Origin of the sequence: Nocardia sp. NPDC059236, from assembly GCF_042754085.1 — a bacterium.
GTDB lineage: Bacteria > Actinomycetota > Actinomycetes > Mycobacteriales > Mycobacteriaceae > Nocardia.
The window spans coordinates 380,206-398,493 of the sequence record NZ_JBHZAF010000005.1 but is presented as its reverse complement, the minus strand read 5'-3'; the positions used below and the strand labels follow the sequence as shown (position 1 = coordinate 398,493).

The 18,288-nt window shown below is 68.0% G+C and carries 22 protein-coding genes; 16 read left to right on the top strand and 6 right to left on the bottom strand.

Annotated elements, in window-relative coordinates:
* The first annotated feature begins 96 nt into the window (after positions 1–96).
* The 5 genes from ACFXIV_RS16500 (at position 97) to ACFXIV_RS16480 (ending at position 4,446) form a co-directional block, all read left to right on the top strand.
* Entirely contained in the window at positions 97–1,458 is a 1,362-nt protein-coding gene (locus tag ACFXIV_RS16500) for an MFS transporter (RefSeq protein WP_379397103.1), read from the top strand.
* Positions 1,451–2,053, top strand: a complete 603-nt coding sequence (locus tag ACFXIV_RS16495; protein ID WP_379397101.1) for an RBBP9/YdeN family alpha/beta hydrolase — start codon at positions 1,451–1,453, stop codon at positions 2,051–2,053. The genes ACFXIV_RS16500 and ACFXIV_RS16495 overlap by 8 nt, the downstream gene beginning before the upstream one ends.
* Positions 2,050–2,820 (top strand): CoA transferase subunit A, encoded by a 771-nt coding sequence (locus tag ACFXIV_RS16490; protein ID WP_379397099.1) that lies wholly within the window; start codon positions 2,050–2,052, stop codon positions 2,818–2,820. Before ACFXIV_RS16495 ends, ACFXIV_RS16490 begins: the two co-directional genes overlap by 4 nt.
* The gene (locus ACFXIV_RS16485) at positions 2,817–3,473 is read left to right on the top strand and encodes a 3-oxoacid CoA-transferase subunit B (RefSeq protein WP_379397097.1); all 657 of its coding nucleotides are present in this window, start codon (positions 2,817–2,819) and stop codon (positions 3,471–3,473) included. The genes ACFXIV_RS16490 and ACFXIV_RS16485 overlap by 4 nt, the downstream gene beginning before the upstream one ends.
* A 208-nt stretch (positions 3,474–3,681) precedes the next feature.
* Positions 3,682–4,446 carry a hypothetical protein gene (locus tag ACFXIV_RS16480; protein ID WP_379397096.1) on the top strand — a complete coding sequence of 255 codons (765 nt, stop codon included), beginning with the start codon at positions 3,682–3,684 and terminating at the stop codon, positions 4,444–4,446.
* 10 nt (positions 4,447–4,456) lie between these two features.
* Here the strand turns inward: ACFXIV_RS16480 and ACFXIV_RS16475 are convergent, their stop codons facing one another.
* Positions 4,457–4,822, bottom strand: a complete 366-nt coding sequence (locus ACFXIV_RS16475; protein WP_379397094.1) for a hypothetical protein — start codon at positions 4,820–4,822, stop codon at positions 4,457–4,459.
* A 518-nt stretch (positions 4,823–5,340) separates the two neighbouring features.
* On the opposite strand from ACFXIV_RS16475, the gene ACFXIV_RS16470 reads away from it, so the two are divergent.
* Entirely contained in the window at positions 5,341–6,273 is a 933-nt protein-coding gene (locus ACFXIV_RS16470; protein WP_379397092.1) for a hypothetical protein, read from the top strand.
* A gap of 211 nt (positions 6,274–6,484) precedes the next feature.
* Here ACFXIV_RS16470 and ACFXIV_RS16465 read toward each other — a convergent pair whose 3' ends face one another.
* On the bottom strand, positions 6,485–6,667 hold the full coding sequence (locus ACFXIV_RS16465) for a hypothetical protein (protein ID WP_379397090.1): 183 nt from the start codon (positions 6,665–6,667) through the stop codon (positions 6,485–6,487).
* Positions 6,668–6,809: 142 nt separating this feature from the next.
* Between ACFXIV_RS16465 and ACFXIV_RS16460 the strand changes: the two genes are divergently transcribed.
* Positions 6,810–7,127 carry a hypothetical protein gene (locus tag ACFXIV_RS16460; RefSeq protein WP_379397088.1) on the top strand — a complete coding sequence of 106 codons (318 nt, stop codon included), beginning with the start codon at positions 6,810–6,812 and terminating at the stop codon, positions 7,125–7,127.
* 117 nt (positions 7,128–7,244) lie between these two features.
* A complete protein-coding gene (locus tag ACFXIV_RS16455; RefSeq protein WP_379421281.1) occupies positions 7,245–8,036 on the top strand; it encodes an SAM-dependent methyltransferase in 792 nt (263 codons plus the stop codon).
* 61 nt (positions 8,037–8,097) lie between these two features.
* Here ACFXIV_RS16455 and ACFXIV_RS16450 read toward each other — a convergent pair whose 3' ends face one another.
* Positions 8,098–8,706, bottom strand: a complete 609-nt coding sequence (locus ACFXIV_RS16450) for a GNAT family N-acetyltransferase (protein WP_379397084.1) — start codon at positions 8,704–8,706, stop codon at positions 8,098–8,100.
* Positions 8,707–8,710: 4 nt separating this feature from the next.
* Positions 8,711–9,667, bottom strand: coding sequence for an MBL fold metallo-hydrolase (locus ACFXIV_RS16445; protein ID WP_379397082.1), 957 nt, complete (start codon positions 9,665–9,667; stop codon positions 8,711–8,713).
* 47 nt (positions 9,668–9,714) lie between these two features.
* Here ACFXIV_RS16445 and ACFXIV_RS16440 point away from each other — a divergent pair, with 47 nt between their 5' ends.
* The 6 genes from ACFXIV_RS16440 (at position 9,715) to ACFXIV_RS16415 (ending at position 13,470) form a co-directional block, all read left to right on the top strand.
* On the top strand, positions 9,715–10,137 hold the full coding sequence (locus ACFXIV_RS16440) for a MerR family transcriptional regulator (RefSeq protein WP_379397080.1): 423 nt from the start codon (positions 9,715–9,717) through the stop codon (positions 10,135–10,137).
* Between the two features lie 107 nt (positions 10,138–10,244).
* A complete protein-coding gene (locus tag ACFXIV_RS16435) occupies positions 10,245–10,856 on the top strand; it encodes a DUF4232 domain-containing protein (RefSeq protein ID WP_379397079.1) in 612 nt (203 codons plus the stop codon).
* Between the two features lie 431 nt (positions 10,857–11,287).
* A complete protein-coding gene (locus ACFXIV_RS16430; RefSeq protein WP_379397077.1) occupies positions 11,288–11,530 on the top strand; it encodes a flavoprotein in 243 nt (80 codons plus the stop codon).
* Between the two features lie 13 nt (positions 11,531–11,543).
* Entirely contained in the window at positions 11,544–12,611 is a 1,068-nt protein-coding gene (locus ACFXIV_RS16425) for a UbiD family decarboxylase (protein WP_379397075.1), read from the top strand.
* Positions 12,506–13,045: a hypothetical protein gene (locus tag ACFXIV_RS16420; protein ID WP_379397193.1), complete on the top strand. Its 540-nt coding sequence runs from the start codon at positions 12,506–12,508 to the stop codon at positions 13,043–13,045. The genes ACFXIV_RS16425 and ACFXIV_RS16420 overlap by 106 nt, the downstream gene beginning before the upstream one ends.
* Positions 13,046–13,056: 11 nt before the next feature.
* Positions 13,057–13,470: a VOC family protein gene (locus ACFXIV_RS16415; RefSeq protein ID WP_379397073.1), complete on the top strand. Its 414-nt coding sequence runs from the start codon at positions 13,057–13,059 to the stop codon at positions 13,468–13,470.
* Between the two features lie 128 nt (positions 13,471–13,598).
* Here ACFXIV_RS16415 and ACFXIV_RS16410 read toward each other — a convergent pair whose 3' ends face one another.
* On the bottom strand, positions 13,599–14,927 hold the full coding sequence (locus tag ACFXIV_RS16410; RefSeq protein WP_379397071.1) for a cytochrome P450: 1,329 nt from the start codon (positions 14,925–14,927) through the stop codon (positions 13,599–13,601).
* 137 nt (positions 14,928–15,064) lie between these two features.
* Here ACFXIV_RS16410 and ACFXIV_RS16405 point away from each other — a divergent pair, with 137 nt between their 5' ends.
* Together ACFXIV_RS16405 and ACFXIV_RS16400 are read left to right on the top strand one after the other, a co-directional pair.
* Complete coding sequence (locus ACFXIV_RS16405; RefSeq protein ID WP_379397069.1) at positions 15,065–16,213, top strand: epoxide hydrolase family protein; 1,149 nt, start codon at positions 15,065–15,067, stop codon at positions 16,211–16,213.
* A gap of 56 nt (positions 16,214–16,269) precedes the next feature.
* Positions 16,270–16,923, top strand: a complete 654-nt coding sequence (locus tag ACFXIV_RS16400) for a 1,4-alpha-glucan branching protein (protein WP_379397067.1) — start codon at positions 16,270–16,272, stop codon at positions 16,921–16,923.
* 52 nt (positions 16,924–16,975) lie between these two features.
* Here ACFXIV_RS16400 and ACFXIV_RS16395 read toward each other — a convergent pair whose 3' ends face one another.
* Positions 16,976–18,250, bottom strand: a complete 1,275-nt coding sequence (locus ACFXIV_RS16395) for a GH25 family lysozyme (RefSeq protein WP_379397065.1) — start codon at positions 18,248–18,250, stop codon at positions 16,976–16,978.
* Between the last annotated feature and the right edge of the window lie 38 nt (positions 18,251–18,288).

Genomic DNA, 18,288 nt, shown 5'->3' with positions numbered 1-18,288 from the left:
TTCCGGGGGCACGCGGCCGATGGTCGTGTGCCCCCGGTTCCCTCTCTAGCTCCGGTGTGCACCACCGTCTCGCACACCGGATACGTAGGAGCACCAATGGAGTTGGACACTACCGCCGCCGGGACGGACTGCCGGCCGGCCGCCGCCCCGGCCACGGCGGTCACACGGACCCGCCGGGCGTATCCATGGCTCATCTTCGCGCTGGCCTTCGGGCTGCTGCTGGCCGACTACATGTCGCGCCAAGTCCTCAGCGCGGTCTTTCCCTTCCTGAAAACCGCATGGGGACTGTCGGATTCGCGGCTGGGCTCGCTCAGCAGCGTGGTCGCGCTGATGGTCGGTCTACTGACCTTGCCGCTCTCGCTGCTGGCCGACCGCTGGGGGCGGGTGCGCAGCCTGGTCCTGATGGCGGTGCTGTGGAGCGCGGCCACCCTGCTGTGCGCGGTGGCCGCTGACTACCCGCAGATGCTCGGCGCCCGCTTCCTCGTCGGGGTCGGCGAAGCCGCCTACGGCAGCGTCGGAATCGCTGTGGTACTCAGCGTATTCGCGCCCCGCATGCATGCCGCGCTGAGCGGGGCGTTCATGGCGGGCGGATCGTTCGGCTCGGTGTTGGGCGTGGGGTTCGGCGGGGTGATCGCCGTGCACTTCGGATGGCGCTGGTCGTTCGCTCTCATGGCGGTCTTCGGGCTGGTCCTGGCGGCGCTGTTCCGGGCGGCCGTCAGCGAGGAGACGCTGGCCCGGTACGCCGCCGACCCGGCACCGAGCCCGGAAAGTGGAGCGGGCCTGCGGGTTCCGGTCTCGACACTGTTCACCAATCCGGCGGTCCTGTGCGCGTACGCGGGCAGTGCCCTGCAGATCTTCACCGCAGCGGTGCTGTTGTCGTGGATGCCGAGCTTCTTCGGCCGCTACTACGACCTGGCCCCGGACCGGGCCGGCGCGGTCGCCTCGGTGTTCGTGCTGCTCGTCGGCGCCGGGATGGTGGGCTGCGGGATGATCACCGACCGGGTCAGCCGCACCGACATGGCCCGCAAATGGACCACGGCCATCGTGTTCTGCGCGATCGCCCTGGCCTGCCTCGCCATCGGTTTCGCCGTCGGCCACGGTCCGCTGCAGCTGCTGCTGATCGGCGTCGGGGCGTTCTTCTCCGGCGGATCGTCGGGTCCGGCCGCGGCCATGGTCGCCAACCTCACCCACCCCTCCGTCCAGGCTTCGGCCTTCGGCACCCTCACCCTCGCGAACAGTCTGCTCGGTCTGGCACTGGGCCCGTTCGTCGTCGGCGTCCTCGCTGATCACCTCGGATTGACGAACGCGCTGCGGCTCGCACCGCTGACCTATCTGCTCGCCATTGCCGCCCTTGCACTGGGCAAGCGCGCCTATCCCGCCGGACTGCGCAGGCTCGCCGCGCTCGACTCCGGCGCATCACCTGGACCTTCGAAAGGACTTGCCGCACCTCATGAGTGAGACCACCACACCGACCGTTGTGATCGTGCCCGGGCTGCGCGACCACGTCCCCGACCACTGGCAGACCCGGCTCGCCGACCAACTGGACCGGGTCCGCACGGTGCCGCCGCTGGAGCGGGACAAGCTCTCCTGCGCAGCCCGTGTGGCCGCCCTCGACGCGGTGCTCACCGAGATCGACGGGCCCGTCGTGCTCGTCGCCCACAGCGCCGGCGTCATGATCACCGTGCGCTGGGCGCAGCAGTCCACCCGGCCCGTGCAGGGCGCACTGCTGGCCACGCCCCCGGATTTCGAGACCCCGCTACCGGACGGGTACCCCGCGCGCGAGGAACTGGACGCCAACGGATGGACGCCGATTCCCTGGCGGCGCTTGCCATTTCCCAGCATCGTCGCCGCCTCCACCACCGACCCGCTGGCCACCTACCGGCGTGTCTCCGGGATGGCGGAGGCGTGGGGGAGTCGACTGGTCGATCTCGGCGATGTCGGCCACCTCAATCCCGCGTCGGGATACGGGGATTGGCCGCGCGCGGCCGAGCTGCTGCGAGAACTCGTCGAGGAGACGACGCCGGCGGCGGCCGAACCGGGGGCCACCCGATGACGAAGGTCGCCGCGTCGGCCGCGGCCGCCGTCGCCGACATCACCTCGGGCTCCTCGCTCGCGGTGGGCGGATTCGGACTGTGCGGTATCCCCGACGCACTCATCGACGCGCTCGCCGCCCGCGAGATCACCGATCTCGAGGTGATATCCAACAATTGCGGCACCGATGCGCACGGCCTCGGAATTCTGCTGGCGGACAAACGTATCCGCCGCATCATCGCCTCCTACGTGGGCGAGAACAGCGAGTTCGCCCGCCAGTATCTGGCCGGCGAACTGGAGGTCGAGCTGACCCCGCAGGGCACCCTCGCGGAGAAGCTGCGGGCCGGCGGCGCGGGCATTCCGGCGTTCTTCACGCCGGCGGGGGTCGGCAGCCCGGTCGCCGATGGCGGGCTGCCGTGGCGGTATGCCGCGGACGGATCGGTCGCGGTGGCCTCGCCCGCCAAGGAAGTACGCACCTTCGGCAGCGGCTGGGGTGAGCGGCGTTATGTGCTCGAAGAAGCGCTCACCGCCGACGTCGCGCTGGTACATGCCCGCATCGGCGACACCGAGGGAAACCTGGTGTTCGAGAAGTCGGCCCGCAACTTCAACCCGCTGGCCGCCATGGCCGGACGCTGCTGCATCGCGCAGGTCGAGTATCTGGTTCCCGCGGGCGATCTCGATCCGGCGCGCATCCACCTGCCCGGCGTCTTCGTCGACCGGGTGGTGCACACCGGACCGCAGCTCAAACACATCGAGAAGCGAACCGTCGCCCAGGAGCAGTCGACATGACCACGGCCACCACGAATCTGGGCTGGTCCCGCACCGAAATGGCCGCCCGAGCCGCACGCGAACTCCGCCCGGGCGAATACGTCAATCTCGGCATCGGACTGCCGACCCTGATCCCGAACCATCTGCCCGCCGGCGTCCGCGTCACCCTGCACTCCGAGAACGGAATCCTCGGCACCGGGCCCTACCCGGAGGCGGGCGAGGTCGACGCCGATCTGATCAATGCGGGCAAGGAGACCGTCACGACGCTGGCGGGAGCGTCGTTCTTCGACTCGGCCACCAGCTTCGGCATGATCCGCGGCGGGCACATCGACACCGCCGTCCTCGGCGGTATGCAGGTCTCGTCCGCCGGCGATCTGGCGAACTGGATGGTCCCCGGCCACATGGTCAAAGGTATGGGCGGGGCAATGGATCTGGTCCACGGCGCCGGTCGCGTCCTGGTGCTCATGGAACACACCGACAAGACCGGAGCGCCGAAGATCGTGTCCCACTGCACGCTTCCGCTGACCGGCGAACGGGTGGTGCACCGCATCATCACCAACCTCGCCGTCATCGACGTCACTCCGGACGGGCTGATGCTGCGCGAATGCGCCTCCGGTATCACCGCGGCGCAAGTACGGGCCGCCACCGCCGCACCCCTGGCCGTCGCGTCCTGACCGGCCGACACCCTGCCGACGACTGCCAGCGGCAAGATCCTCGAGCGCGAACTCGTCGCGGCCCACACCGCGACGGCGACAACGGTTCTCGCCGACTACACAGCCTCCGGCGCCTGACCGCCGGATGCGGGGGCGGAACGAACCCCCGCTCCTCACGGGCGACGACCGCAGGGCCGCGCCCGATTCCATCAATGATGATGAGGTACCCATGAAGATGAGGAAATCCGCGGTGGTCGCCGCGTTCGCAGCGACCGCAGTGGTCATTCCCGCCGCGACGGCCTATGCGGAACCAACCGCAGACGGCGAATCCGCGCCGGTGGCATACGAAGTCACCCGGCAGGGCGACTCCGCCGTTCTCACCGTCAGCGACGGCACGCTGCGCCGTCTCGACGAGCAGCTGGTGCTCTTCGACCGCCACGACCGACCCGTCGCCGCGCTCCCGTTGACCTACCGTATAGACGACACCGCCTACCCTGTCACCGCCCGGCTCGACGGCTCGACCGCGACCCTCACACCGTCGAAGGCCAACCCGCAGCAGATCACTCGGGTAGACGCCCGCGAGGTCGTGACCGTCGACCAAGCGGTAACCCAAGTGGCCGAATCCTTTACGCCACGTGACGCACAAGCCCTGGGTGCATTCGCCCAACGCGTCGCAGTCGGTGCGGCCGTCAGCGCTGTGCTCGGTGCCGTCCTCGGCGCCGGTGTCGGCTGTCTGGTCGGCGGTGCCGCGGGCGCCGTCATCTCCAGCCCGGTCATCGCCCTGCTGGTGCCTTTCGTCGGCGCCACCGTCGCCGGCTGCGTGCTCGGCATGGCAACCCTCGGCGCGGTCGGCTCCATGGCCGGCATCGTCCTCGCAGGCGGCCCCGTCACCCTCTTCTCCGCCATCCAGTACTTCTCCACCATCCTCACCCCCTGCGCACCTGAACTCCCGTACTGCAAGGATCCGGCGCAGCCTGCGCCACAGGCGAAGTAGCCGACGCTGCTTATCCGTTCGCGCCGGAACTGCGGGCATCCAGTTCGGCGCGGGCGGTGGCAAACCACGCCTGGGTGCCGACCAGGCCGGCTTCGATGTCCTTCCGGGCGCCCTTGAAGCCGTACAGATCGCCGGCGAATCGGGTCAGCACGGACCCCTCCTGCTCGTCGAGTTCCTCCAGCAGGTCGCCTTCCTCCAGCAGGTAGGCGACACCGGCAACCTCGCCACTGGTCCACACGGACCGGTACTGGTCCCACCCGTTCCGCCTGACCGCAAGCGCCCGTTCGACAAGGTCTGCTCGCAGCGCATCTCGTTCGGCATCGGTCGGCTGCCGAGTCTTGAGATGGTCCCAGTTGATCCGTTCTGCGTCGGACACGTCGGATCCCGTCCTTCCGGGTCGGTTATGGGCGGTACTGCGCAAATGTATGCCGCAGCCGCGATCTTGTCCCTGCTCGGGTCACGAGTCGCCGCATCTCGTGAGAAATGGTACGGGCGTACATGTGTGCCCAGTTTTCGAAGGGTTTCGTTGAATTTCCGTAGCGTGTGGGACAACCAAACGTAAACGAAACGGAATCAAGCGTTTTCAGGGGGAGTGGCGAGCCTGACCCCCGATAACGTTCACTTATCGGTGGTCAGAACGGCTCGGTTCGATTTGGGGTACTTCAGGTTTCGTTTCGTGTTGTTCCGTTGGATTCGACGAAACCAACGCTACGATTTTCCGTTGTGTCGAGCATCTGCAACTACCCCGGCTGCACCAAACCGATTACGCGTGGCGGAGGGCCGGGGCGTCCGTCGGAATACTGTGATCACCCGGAGCACACCCGCTGGCGGGCCTGGCGAGAGCGGCAACGGCAGCAACAGGCCGAGGGGGAGGCGCCCCCGGCGAATGTCACTGTGACGCAACGGGGGCCGGTGACCGTGGCCCGGCTGCGGGCCGATGAGCTGCTCGGCCAGTTCCGTGCGATCGCCGAACAGCTTGGGACGACGCTCAATACCGCCGTGGCCGAGTTGTCCACGCTGGCCGATCCGGCCGTTGCGGAAGCTCAGGTCCAGGCCGTGCAGGCGGATGCGGCACGGCGGATCGCGGAGGCGGAGATGGCCACAGTGGCGGCCGAGCAGGCGCGGCGGGAGGCCGAAGAGGCCCGGGCGGCAGCCGAATCGGCGGCCGAGGACGCGGCGCTGGCCGCAGAGGAAGCCGAGAGCCGGATCGCGGAGGCACTCACCGCCCGCGACGAGGCGCTGAAGGAAGTCGAGCGGGTCACGAAGCGGGCGGCGGACGATGTGTTCGCGGCGCGGGCGGAGGCCGAGGCCGAGATCCGCACCATCCGGCGAGAATCCGCCGAGGACACCGAGCGGGCGCGCCAGCAGGCCGGCGAGGACATCGAGCTGGCCCGCTCGAAGGCGGCCGCCGAGATCGAGCAGGTGCGCCGGGACGCCACCCAGCGGATCACCGCCGCGGGCGCGGAACGCGATCTCGCCGTACAGCGTGCCGCCGATGCCGAGCGCACCATCGAACGGGCCGAAGCCGCTGTGGCCGAACGCAATCAGGTGGTCGCCGACACCCGGGACGAACTGAAGGGGGCCCGCACCGAGGTCGACCGGTCGCGGACGGAACTCGCCGAGGTACGCCGGCAGGCCGCCGCCGATCTGGCCGCGGTGCGCACGGAATCGGCGACCGCCCTCGACAAGACCCGGCAGGAGGCCGCCGAACGGCTCGCTGCCCTGGACGATGCTCGCACCCAGACCCTGGCCCGTGCCGAACGCGCCGAAAGGCAGCTGGATGCCCTGCTCGCGCAACGTGATCCGGCCTCGGTGACGAAGCTGTGAGAGTAGAGTCGGCACTCAATCGATAAATCGCAGGTACCTGATCGATAAGTGGCCCACAGAAATAGGGGCACCGAGGACGATGGCGTCCGGTTGCTGGAGCCCTTAGTGTCGAGCGGGGGTGTAAATGCCCCTGGATTCAAGGTGGCCGATTCGGTTCCGGATCGGCGAAAGATGTTCGTGCAGCGGATGAGTCGGGGCTGGGGCTGCACCCTCAGGAGGAATCGATGTCCGCTCTGGCGGAATGGCGTGGTCCGTCGCGCCTGCAAACGGCCACGCGTATCGCTGTGTTGATGATGACACCGGTGGTCGCGCTGGTGGCGGGTTGCTCGAGCGACTCGGGAAAATCGACCGCGATCGCGACGACGGTCAAGCCGTCGGCCAGTGTGACGAGCACGGTGGCAGTCTCGACTACTTCCGGTGCGCCCGTGGCGAGTCCGGGTGCGGGCCAGCCGGTCGGGGGAAGTCCCGTGGGGGGCTCGCCTGGCGGCGCGGCGCCGCAGCAGCAGCCCCCGGGCGAGTCACCCGATACCCCGCCCGTGTCCGACTCGCCCCCCGGCGGAGCCCCCGCGCCGGACGGTTACGTCAAGTGCACCGACAAGATCAACTATGTCGGTGACCCGCGCAGCAATGCCGAGATCAACCGTCTCGGTGAGATACTCGGCCATTGCCCCGATCCGGTTTCCGCGTCCATAATCCCGACGCCGACCACCACGGTCGCCCCGACCACCACCACGGATCCGGGAACCGTCGCACCGGTCACGACCACGACGACCGCGCCCCAAACCACCACTCCCGCACCGACAACGACGGCGGCGGCGCCGACGACCACGGCCGCCGCGGGCGCTACGCAATAGGCACGATCCGTCGTTCGGGGCGGCTGGCGGCGTTTGCCCGGTTGGCGCAGGATTTCCTGGTGGATAGCCGGTATCGTCGGTGAGGAAAGAGGGGTGTGACACTTGAACATCAACGCCATGCGAGCGCGGCAGTCCCGGCCGAGCGTGGCACGCGTATACAGCTACGTACTCGGCGGGCGTGACAACTACGGTGTCGACAAGGATGTCGGTGACTACTTCATCGAGGACCTACCCGGATCCGAGCGGTTGGCCATCACGAATCGGGACGCTGTGCTGCGAGCCGTGAAGGCCATGGCGGCGGCCGGAATTCGCCAGATCATCGATATGGGCTGCGGCCTGCCTGCCAGCGTCAATGTGCACCAGGTGGTGCGGCAGGTGTGTCCGGACGCCCGCGTCGTGTATGTGGACGACGACCCGTTCGTGGCCTCCCACGGGCGGGCCCTGCTCGCCGTGGATGACGGAATCGTGGTGCTGGAAGCGGATATTCGTGATCCGGACAGCATCCAGAAGCATGCCGACGTACAGCGTGTGATCAACTTCGACGAGCCGGTGGGCATCCTGTTCGGGATCACTCTCAGCTTCGTCAATGACGAAGAGGATCCGGCCGGCGTGGTTCGGTACTGGTCGGATCGCTTCCCTTCCGGTAGCCAGGTCTATATTTCACACTTCCGTTCCGGCGCCACCCGCGAGGCCGTGGCAACCGCGAACAAGATCGTGGAAGCGTTCGGTCGCGGTCGTTTCCGCACCGAGCCGGAGATCGAGTTCCTCTTCGGTGCACTCACACTGGAGGAGGACGGCCTGCGCCCATGCGCCCAGTGGCGTCCCGATCCATCGGAGTCCGACGCCGGCAATCCGGAGCTGACAGTCTGGGAACAGCTGGTGGTCGGCGGCATGGCCCGCAAACTGTAACCCTGTCACGCAAATGCGGTGTTGCCGACCGAATTCCGATCGGCAACACCGCATTTGCGCGTCAGCGCGGAGTGCGCCACATCGGCCACAGCGGTGGACCGCCGGCGGTTGCATCGAGGGTGCCGGTGACGTCGAAGCCGAAGCGTTCGTAGTACGGGACGTTCTGGGGTTTGCTGGATTCCAGGTAGGCGGGGATGCCCTCGGCGTCGCACCGCTCGAGGCGGGACCGCATCAGCGCCTGGCCGTAGCCCTGACCGCGGACGCCGGGCAGCGAGCCGATGACGGCGAGATACCAGTGCGGTTCGCGAGGATGGGCAGCCGCCATGCGGTCGGCGAGCCTGCCGGCCATGAGCAGGCGGTGCCGGAAGGCGTAGGCGAGGCCCGGCAGCTGGGGCGGCATCGCGGTGTCGGCGACGTGCCAGTGGCCGGGTGGCGCCCAGAGTGCCGCGCCGACTACGGAATTCGCGTCATTGCAGGCCACCTCGACACCGCCCAGGGGAACGAAGTGGTGGCGAGCCTGGGCGGCGAAGAGGGCGGCGGCGCGGCGGGCCCGGGTGGCATCGTCCCGGATCAGCCACGTGATGAGTGGATCGTCGGAGAACGCGATGCCGAGCACGCGCGCTAATTCGGGAATGTCGGACATTTGCGCCGGGCGCACGGTGATCCCCATGCGTTCACGGTAGCTGTTCGGTGGCCTCCGCATGAGGTGCTACCAGCTGCTGTGCCGCATCGTGATCATGGGTGGGGATAACCGGCAGGAGCCGCTGCGCCAGGTGCAGCCGGTGCAGAGTTTTGAAGGTCAGGTCGCGATTCTCGTCGACGAAAATGCCTGGGAAGCCGGACTTCTGGCGCACCTTCTCGATCTGCAACGCATGCCAGGCGGCATCGCCCGCCAGCAGGATCCACCCGCGCGCGGTGTGCGCGAGCAGGCCCACGCTGCCGGGCGTGTGGCCCGCGAGATCCACCAGGACCACGCTGCCGTCGCCGAACAGGTCACGGCTGCGGGTGAAGGTGAGCACCGGTGGGCCGTCGAGGTCGTACTCGACCGTGGGACGGTCCACCAGCGCATCGCGCACACCACCGACCGGCGCGACCGGCCCGGTCATAACCCAGTCCTTCTCTGTGCTGTGGAGGTGAACCGGCAGCCCCGGGAAGTCGAGGAGTCCGCAGACGTGGTCCCAATGCGCGTGCGTGGGCAGGGCGAAATCGAGCGCGGGCAGGGTGGGCTCGGACTGCAGGCCGGTGATGGTCGGGATTGTCTCGACGGGCGGGCGCACGACGGGACGAATGGCCGCGGGCAGCTGCGCGATGGCGCGGTGCTCCGCATCGATGCAATAGCTCGGATCGATGATGAAGGTGGCGTCGGGGTGCTGGACGACGAAGGAGGTCAGCGAGCTGGCGATGCGTCGCGGTGTGAACACCCCCTCCACGATCGCCGCGGTCGGCGCCGACCGCGGAAACTGCGGCAGCGGCGTGACCGTGACGGTGCGCTCGGTCGCCGGCAGCCCGGCGTCGGTGATGGACCGCAGGAACCGCTGGTCGATGGGCCGCGGCCGGACCGCGCCGTGAATGGAACTCACTGCCGCGGTGCAGCATTGGATGATGGTGGACTTGCGCACTGGATCGGACATGCTGGAACGCTAATACTTAAGGTCGACATGAAGTAAAGGGGTACATCGTGGCCACAGCCCAGGACATGAGAATCGGTGACGCCGCCGCCGCGCTCGGTGTGGAGACGCACGTGCTGCGGCACTGGGAGTCGGTCGGCCTGCTCGCGCCGCCGCGCAGCCCGTCGGGTCACCGCAGCTACAACGAACACATCCTCGACTACGCCCGCGTGATCCAGACGCTGCAGCGAACCGGACTGTCACTGGACCAGATCCGGCAGCTCGGAGTGAGCGGGTGTGACGGCCGGCGGGACATGATCGCCGACCGCCGCGCCGAGGTGCGCGAGCGCATCGAACTACTGGAGGCGACGGACCGGTTCCTCGAGCACCTGCTCGAGTGCAACCACTCGATCATCAGCGAATGCCCCGACTGCTCGGGGTTCGTGGCGCGAGCGCATGCGCGGCGAGCCGCGGAGTTCCCTGACCGCCCCTAGGCTGGGCGGTGGAGTGAGCGCTCACACTCGCGCGGCGTGAACCGATACAAGGTGTGGGGACGCCGGGGGCCGCCCGCCAATGTTCCCGGACCGGGAGGAGTTGGGAAATGCGCTATCGCACAGGGATTCTCGCCGCACTGGGAGTCCTCGCACTCGGCCTGACCGCCTGTTCGTCGAGTGCGTCCACCACCTCACCACCGGCGACATCGCCGGGCGTCACAGGCGGGTCCACGGTCGCGGGCGGGAGCACCGCGGCTCCCGCCACCCCGCCGAGTTCCCAGGAAGCAAAGACCCCCCCGGCGCGGCAGGCGGCCTGCGGCGCAGGCCAGGTCGACGTGACCGCCGACGTCATGTCCCCGGCCACCGGGCACCGGGGCGTGAAACTCACTTTCAGCCTCGCCGCCGGCGCGGCCCCCTGCACGCTGACCGGGTATCCGGGCGTCGACACCGGCGCGGGCGGCCCACTGCTGCACGCCGATCGGACCCCGCGCGGATACATGGGCGGTCTGCCACAGGGCAGCGACGAACCGCCCACCGTGACACTGGAATCCGGTCGTCCGGGCACCGCGGTCGTCGAGGGCATCGCCGTCGACGCCTCCGGCAATCACTGCCCGCTGTACACGAATCTGCAGGTCACGCCACCGAACTCGACCGACACCCGCACTGTCACAGTGACGATCGACAGCTGTGCCCTGCACGTGCACCCGGTCACCGGGTAAGGCCCGATAGCCAGGGGTTCCGGTAGTAATCGCCGAAAACCAACGGATGTGGCGTAACCGCAGGTAGTCGGCGTGGCGAGGCTGACCGGGACCGGCAACAGGAACTGGACTGGTCCGCGCAGGGCCTAGTGACCGCCCGAGCCGCAGACGTGTCGCTGGAAGGTTGACCGCCCCTGTCGTAATCGGTTACGCCACTGACGTCAATCGTCCTTACGCGCATCTCTTCTACGTCGCTAGTCTTCGAGCTGTTCGTCTGGCGAAACACGCTGACTGCCAGCCGAATTCGATGACTCGGAGGTCCGAACGTGCTATGGACGACGAGGTGAAGCCGCGCCGACTGGTTGTGGGAATCAGTGGCGCCACGGGCATCGCCTATGGGATGCGGGTGCCGGAACTGGCCCGCAAGGCCGGGGTGGAAGACGCATCTGGTCGTGACGCCCGCGGGCCAGCAGACCCGGCGACGCCAGGTGCTGATGGTCCGGGAGACGCCGCTGACGCTCGGGCATCTGCGCGCGATGGCCGCCGTGACCGAATCCGGAGGCACCGTGATGCCGCCGGTCCCCGCGTTCCATCTGCAGCCGCACAGCGTGCAGGACATCATCGACCACTCCGCCGGCCGTGCGCTGGACCTACTCGACATCGACGTACCCGACCTGCCCCGTTGGGGCGACTAGAACAGGAAACCCCGTGGCCCACTCGAGAAGTCTGCGCGAATTCATCGCCCAACTGGAGCAGATAGGCGAGGTACTGACCATCGACAAGGAGGTGGACTGGAATCTCGAGGTCGGCGCGATCATTCGGCGCAGCTACGACTTGCGTGCTCCGGCACCACTTTTCACGAATCTGACCGGTTACGCCGACAGTGGTTTCCGACTGTTCGGAGCGCCTGCGGCACTGAGCTCGCCACGGCACCGGCTGGCCCGGCTCGCACTGTCGATCGGACTCCCGGCCGACGCCACAGGTCAACAGATCGTCGACACCCTCGCCGACGCGCGCACCAGGCCCGGCATCCCCCCGACGGTGGTCGCCGCCGACAGTGCGCCGTGCAAGCAGCACATCATGCGAGGCGACGACATCGACCTATTCGCCTTCCCGACGCCGTGGATCCACGGCAATGACGGCGGCCGCTACATCCAGACCTTCGGTGCCAATATCGTCAAGACGCCCGACGGATCCTGGACGAATTGGTCCGTCAATCGAATGATGGTGCACGACAAGCGAACTCTTGCCTGCCTGCTGCCCAAGTCGCAGCAGATCGGCATCATCCGGGCGATGTGGACCGAGGCGGGCAAGCCGATGCCGATCGCCGTCGCCCTCGGAGTCGAGCCGGGCCTGCCGGTGGTCAGCGGAATGCCGCTGCCCCAGGGTATCGATGAAAGCCACTACCTGGGAGCACTTTTCGGCGAGGGCATCGAGGTCGTGGCTGCCGAGACGGTCGACTTGTTGGTCCCGGCCACCGCCGAGATCGTGATCGAGGGCCACGTCCTGCTCGACGACGATGTCGAGGAAGGCCCCTTCAACGAGTACCCGGGCTACAACGCGATCGGGAGCTCGCTCAAAGCCCGCTTCGAGGTCTCCGCGATCACCTACCGGGACAACGCGATTCTGCCGGTGGTCGCCGCCGGCCGCCGGTCGAGGAGGACGACACTATCACCGGCACGGCGGCCGCAGGTGAAATCCTGCACCTGCTACGCGAGGCCGAGCTACCGATCTCGTCGGCCTGGTACAACTTCGAGGCCGCCGTGCACTGGCTGACCCTGGCGGTGCGTCAGGACTGGCACGAGACGACGGGGCTGGCGTCGCACGAACTGGTCGACAAGGTCGCCGAGGTGGTGCTCGGCGGGCCCGCCGCGGTGCACGCCCCCAAGATCCTGCTGGTCGAAGACGATATCGATATCACCGAATTGGATCAGGTGGTGTGGGCATTCGCCACCCGCTCGCACCCTGACGTGAACCGCGGCGAATTCCATTTCGAACGCAAGCTCACCGATCCACTCGGGATCTATCTGTCACCCGAGGAACAGCAAGGTTTCAGCGCGGGCAAGGTCATCTACAACTGCCTGCTTGCCGACCTCTATCCGATCGGCAAGCGGCCGATCAAGGGCAGTTTCGAGAACGGCTGGCCCGCCGAGATCCAGCGGCGGGTGCTCGCGAACTGGCACGAATACGGCTTCCCCGAGGCGAAATAGATAGGCGGACAATGAGAATCGTCAAGTCATACACCCCGGTTCGAGTAGAGAGCGAGCGTTTCGCACCGACCCTCGACTACTACGAGCAGGCCCTCGGCCTCGCCTGCGATCTGCACTTCCGTTTCGAGGCGGGAGATCTCGATATCGCGACCATCGGGCCGGTGGTACTGATCGGTGGCCCGGCCGAGGCACTCGCGTCCGCCCCCAGGCAGGACATGGTGATCTCGGTGGATTCGCTCGAGGAATGGCAGGCGAGCCTGCTGGCCCGGGGCGCCACCCTCGTCACGCCACCGGCCGACATTCCGACGGGACGAAACATGATGGTGCGCAACCCCGACGGAACGCTGTTCGAATACGTCCAGTGGTCGCAGGCGAAACTGGCCGCAGTCGATCTGTCCCGTTCCGCCCAGCGGGTCAGCCCCTGATCCGAGCGCGCCCGGACGCAGTCGGATCGCGCAACCGTCGGTCCCAGCGTCCGGCCGCGCGGATCGGCCAGCGACTGCCACGAATACGCGACGGTTGAATACGCGCCTCCGCCGGTCCGGGACCCCAGCTACACCCGAACGGTGTTGTCGGTGGTGACCACCACGCGCGCGCCGTGTGCCGGAACGTGGGTGATGTTGCGCATACGCGACGGTTCGCTGCCCGCCCCGTCGGGCAGTGAAAGCTGGTAGCGGGTCAGGATTTCCCGCAGCACCGCCGTGCCCTCCATGAGCGAGAACCCCGCGCCGATGCAGCGCCGCACCCCGCCGCCGAACGGCAGCCAGGTGTTGGCGGCGACCGAACCGTCCAGGAATCGTTCGGGCCGGAAGGTCAGGGCATCCGGGAAGGCTTCCGTGCGCCGATGCGCGAGCAGGATCGAGGTCGCGACCACGGTTCCCTTCGGCAGTTCGTATCCACCGAGTGTCATGTCGCGGGTGAGTCGCCGTCCGGTCCCGCCGATGACGGTGTGCAGGCGCATGGCCTCCTTCAGCACCGCCTCGAGGTACTTCTCGTCCCCGTCGTGCGCGGCCCGGCGCGCCAGGTCCTGGACATCCGGGTTGGCGGCCAGCTCGTGGCAGGTCCAGGACAGCGCCGACGCGGTGGTCTCGTGCCCGGCCAGCAGCAGTGTCACCAGCTGGTCGCGCAGTTCCTCGTCGGACAGCGGTGCGTCGGTGGAGTTCTCGCCGGAGCCGACCGCCAGCAGCCGCGACAGCACATCGGTGCGCGCCTCCAGGTCCGGATGCGCGCGCCGCTCCGCGATCTCGCTGTAGAGCAGCTCGTCGATGGCGTTCTGGTTGTCGCGGAAGCGTTTCCACGGCCCGCGCCGTTCCAGGAACGGATACTTCCAGCCGAAGAAGATGATCGGATCGATATTGACGATCCGGCGCAGCCGCGGCGCCAGCTGGGCGCGGCGGCGTTCGTCGGTCATGCCGAACACCACCTGCATGATGACATCGAGTGTCAGATCGTTCATCGCGTCGAGCGTGGGCACTGTCGACCCCGACACCCACCGGTCGACATGGGTCGCGGCAATGGTGTCGACCAGCCCGCGATATCCGCGCAGTGACGAGCCGACGAACGCCGGCATGAGCAGTCGCCGCGCCCGCGCGTGCTCGTCCTCATCGGTGAGCAGCAGTGAATGTTCGCCCATGATGTGCACCAGCAGTCGATTGCCCTCGCCGGCATGCAGATCGGCGGGGTCGGCGGCGAAGATCTCGCGGATGTGCTCCGGCCGCGAGAACACCACCAGGTTCTCGGCATAGGGCGCGACCAGATGGAGCGTGAAGACGTCGCCGTAGCGGCGCGCGGACCGGCGCACCAGGGTCCCGCGCCATTTGCCGTAGAGGGCGGTCTGCACCGCGCGTGGCAGTGGCGGTCCCGGTGGAAAAGCGGTGCCCACGATGCCTGATCCCTTCACCTGGCCGCCTCGCTGCGGCTGAAACGCTTGTCCAACAGCGTAGAGCGCGGGTGAACCCGAGGGGAATCCGCTGACGGTATAGGACAGCACCTGACCTAGTTGATTCCTACCGTGGACGCATGACGATTTTCGAGCCCTTCCGAATCGAGATCCCGGCCACCGACATCGAGGACCTGCGGACCCGCCTGGCCCGCACCCGCTGGCCCGCGGACCTGCCCGGGGTGGGCTGGACCTACGGCATTCCGACGGCCTACGTGCGGGAGCTGTGCGAGTACTGGGGGAGCGGCTACGACTGGCGCGTCCACGAGGCCGAGCGCAATCGCCACCCGCAGTTCCTGACCGAAATCGATGGTCAGCGCATGCATTTCGTGCACGTCCGCTCGCCGGAGCCGCACGCGCTGCCGCTGGTGCTGGTCCACGGCTGGCCCTTCGAGGATTTCACCGGCATGATCGGCCCGCTCACCGATCCGCGCGCCCACGGCGGCAATCCCGCCGATGCCTTCCACGTGGTCATCCCGACCCTGCCCGGCTTCGGCTTCTCCGGCCCCACCCACCGAACGGGGGACGCCTCGACCGAGCGCAGCGCGGAACTGATCACGAAGCTCATGACCGCGCTGGGATACGGGCGATACGGGGCGCACGGTGGTGACGCCGGGTCCTTCATCGCACCGCAGATGGGCAGGATCGCGCCGCAGCACCTGGCCGGTGTCCACCTCAACGACCCGATCACGATCCCGGCCGGGGACATCGACCCGGCCGACCTCAGCGCCCGAGACCGGGAGAAGCTGGCCCGGTACCAGGACTGGAACCGGTTGGAGACATCCGGCTACGCGGGCATGCACTCCACGCGCCCGCAGACCCTCGCCCCGGCGATGTCCGATTCGCCGGCCGGGATGCTGGCGTGGGTCCTGGATGTTGTCAACACCTATAAGGATCCGGCGAAGCCGACACCCGATGCGGCGATCGACCGCGACCTGCTCCTCACCGATCTGTCGATGCTGTGGTTCACCGATACCGCCGGCTCCTCCATGCGGCTCTACAAGGAATCCCGGCAATGGGGTGCCGCACCGGCCGATTCCGGCGTTCCCACCGGTGTCGCGGTCTTCCCGGGCAGCAGCAGTATTCGCGCTGTCGCCGAACACCGGAACACGATCGTGCACTGGTCGGAATTCGATCGCGGCGGCCACTTCGCCTCGATGGAAGCCCCCGATCTGCTGACCGCCGATCTGCGTGACTTCTTCCGAAAGTTGCGCGGACCTAACGAATAACGCACCGCCGCAAGAAGTTCCGCCGCTATCCCGCCCATCTCTGGCAGGATGACGGCATGGCCGAGATCCACAGGACGACCATGGTGCCCACCAAGCTGGAGCTGCTGGCGCGGTGGCTGCCCACCCGGCACTGGTACTCCGGCGCCGAGTCGCCGGTCCTGTCCAAGTCCGGCGGCTTCCGTCTCGACGATCCGGCGGGCGAGGTCGGCATCGAGCTCATGGTCGTCACCGACGCCTCGCGCACGGAGCCGGTGGCGTATCTGATTCCCATGACCTACCACGGTGCGCGGGCCGAGGACCTCGACCAGGCACTGATCGGCACGTCCGAACACGGTGTGCTGGGCCTGCGCTGGCTCTACGACGCCGCGTACGACCCGGTCTTCATCGAGCAGGCCGCTCTGCTGCTGACCGGCAAGGCCACCGCCCAGGACCAGAGCACGAGCGACACCCCCGACCTGACCGTGCACGTGGTCCCCGGCGACATTCTCTGGCCCGCACCCGGATTCCGTCCGACGGTCATCGACACCGATACCCACACCGATATCGCCTTCGATTCCGACCGCTCGACCAACGCGGGCGCGGAGCTGATCCGCCTCCACCGCCGCCTCACCACCGGACCGGCGCTCGAGCGCGACCGCAGCCACGTCGACGCGCTGTGGTCGGCCGCGGACGGCACCTCGTCACGCGGCGTGTTCCTCAGCGCTCCGTAGACGCGGGCTGGCCGGTGACGCACGGTAGGTCACCGGCGAACCCGGCCGTGGCTCAGTGGTGTTCGAGATCGTCCTTGATCTCGCTGAGGGCGTCGACCGGAGTGAGGTTCTGGCCCAGGGAGTTCTGCCCCAGCTGGGGCCAGCCCTTGCCGTCCTGTCCGAGCAGCTGGGTCCAGATGTCGCGCAGCATGCGGCGGTCGTCGTCGGTGAACATGTCGTCTCCTGTGAGTAGGGTGCGGAATTGGTCGGGGCTGCCGCGGAAGGCATCCACGTCCAGGGAGCGACCGGCTACCGAGCCGCTGTCGCTGAATTGGAATACCGCGACCTCGGCCCCGCCGTAGGGCTGCCAGCCGATGTCGTCGTCGCCCGGGTAGATGACCGAGGCGTAGCCGGAGCGGCCGTCGCCGTAGTTCGAGGTCATCAGCGGCGGAATTCCGCTCAGGTCGGGTGAGCCCATCGTGCCCTCCCAGTACCAGTGCGGCAGGTACGAGAGTGCGACGTGCACACCACGATTCTCGATGGCGGTGCGCACGGCCTCGAACACGCCGATGTCGCCGGAGTTCAGCTCGTGGTCGAGCATGGCCGGGATGCCGTGATCGCCGAGGTGATCGACGAACAGCGCGGCCTGGGCGTCGGCGTCGACATCGCCGCGCACGTAGTGGTAGCCGACGAGGATCTTGCCGGCCGCCAGGGTGGCGTCGCGGAACGCGGGCCAGGAAGCGTCGGTGTAGTAGTCGCCCTCGCTGACCTTGGCGATGACGAACTCGAATCCCTCGGCGAAGACCTCCGTGAGGTCGAGCCCGTCCTGGTAGTTCGAGATGTCGATGCCGAAAATCGTTGCGTTGGAAGTCATATCGGGTCCGTTCTGGTCGGGCGCGGGCGGCTCGGCGGCGTCGGTCAGCATGGTGAGCGGGTCCAGGCGATCCGGGCCCGGCGGCACCCACGAGTACCGGTGCCACTCGAAGTGCAGGTGCGGGGGGACGCCGCCATTGGTGCCGGAGTCGGGATTGACGTGGGCGATACGGTGCCCGGCCTCGACCCGGCTGCCCAGCTCGACCTCGCGGACGATGTGCCCGTAGACCGTGGTGCCCGCGCCGTCCGCCGCCGGATGGTCGACGACCAGCCAGCCCGCCGGATCCGGTCCGCCGAAACCCGTTGCGGCACCGGCATACACGACCGTCCCGCCTTGCGACGCGTACACCGGCTCGCCCCCGCTGCCGCCGTCCTTGCCGAAGTCCACGCCCCAGTGGAAGCCGTCGTCGCGCGGCCCGAATCCCGAGGTGATCACCCGCCCGGCGCCCATGGGCCAATACCTGGTGAAAGCCATGAGCCTTCTCCCCCTTGCGGTACAGCCGATCCGGTGCC

Bases quoted from the DNA above. Each gene is read 5' to 3' on its own strand.
- ACFXIV_RS16415 (WP_379397073.1), top strand. From the start codon at position 13,057: ATGAGAATCGTCAAGTCATACACCCCGGTTCGAGTAGAGAGCGAGCGT.
- ACFXIV_RS16485 (WP_379397097.1), top strand. From the start codon at position 2,817: ATGACCACGGCCACCACGAATCTGGGCTGGTCCCGCACCGAAATGGCC.
- ACFXIV_RS16500 (WP_379397103.1), top strand. From the start codon at position 97: ATGGAGTTGGACACTACCGCCGCCGGGACGGACTGCCGGCCGGCCGCC.
- ACFXIV_RS16480 (WP_379397096.1), top strand. From the start codon at position 3,682: ATGAAGATGAGGAAATCCGCGGTGGTCGCCGCGTTCGCAGCGACCGCA.
- ACFXIV_RS16455 (WP_379421281.1), top strand. From the start codon at position 7,245: ATGCGAGCGCGGCAGTCCCGGCCGAGCGTGGCACGCGTATACAGCTAC.
- ACFXIV_RS16490 (WP_379397099.1), top strand. From the start codon at position 2,050: ATGACGAAGGTCGCCGCGTCGGCCGCGGCCGCCGTCGCCGACATCACC.
- ACFXIV_RS16495 (WP_379397101.1), top strand. From the start codon at position 1,451: ATGAGTGAGACCACCACACCGACCGTTGTGATCGTGCCCGGGCTGCGC.
- ACFXIV_RS16395 (WP_379397065.1), bottom strand. From the start codon at position 18,250: ATGGCTTTCACCAGGTATTGGCCCATGGGCGCCGGGCGGGTGATCACC.
- ACFXIV_RS16405 (WP_379397069.1), top strand. From the start codon at position 15,065: ATGACGATTTTCGAGCCCTTCCGAATCGAGATCCCGGCCACCGACATC.
- ACFXIV_RS16400 (WP_379397067.1), top strand. From the start codon at position 16,270: ATGGCCGAGATCCACAGGACGACCATGGTGCCCACCAAGCTGGAGCTG.
- ACFXIV_RS16450 (WP_379397084.1), bottom strand. From the start codon at position 8,706: ATGGGGATCACCGTGCGCCCGGCGCAAATGTCCGACATTCCCGAATTA.
- ACFXIV_RS16445 (WP_379397082.1), bottom strand. From the start codon at position 9,667: ATGTCCGATCCAGTGCGCAAGTCCACCATCATCCAATGCTGCACCGCG.
- ACFXIV_RS16435 (WP_379397079.1), top strand. From the start codon at position 10,245: ATGCGCTATCGCACAGGGATTCTCGCCGCACTGGGAGTCCTCGCACTC.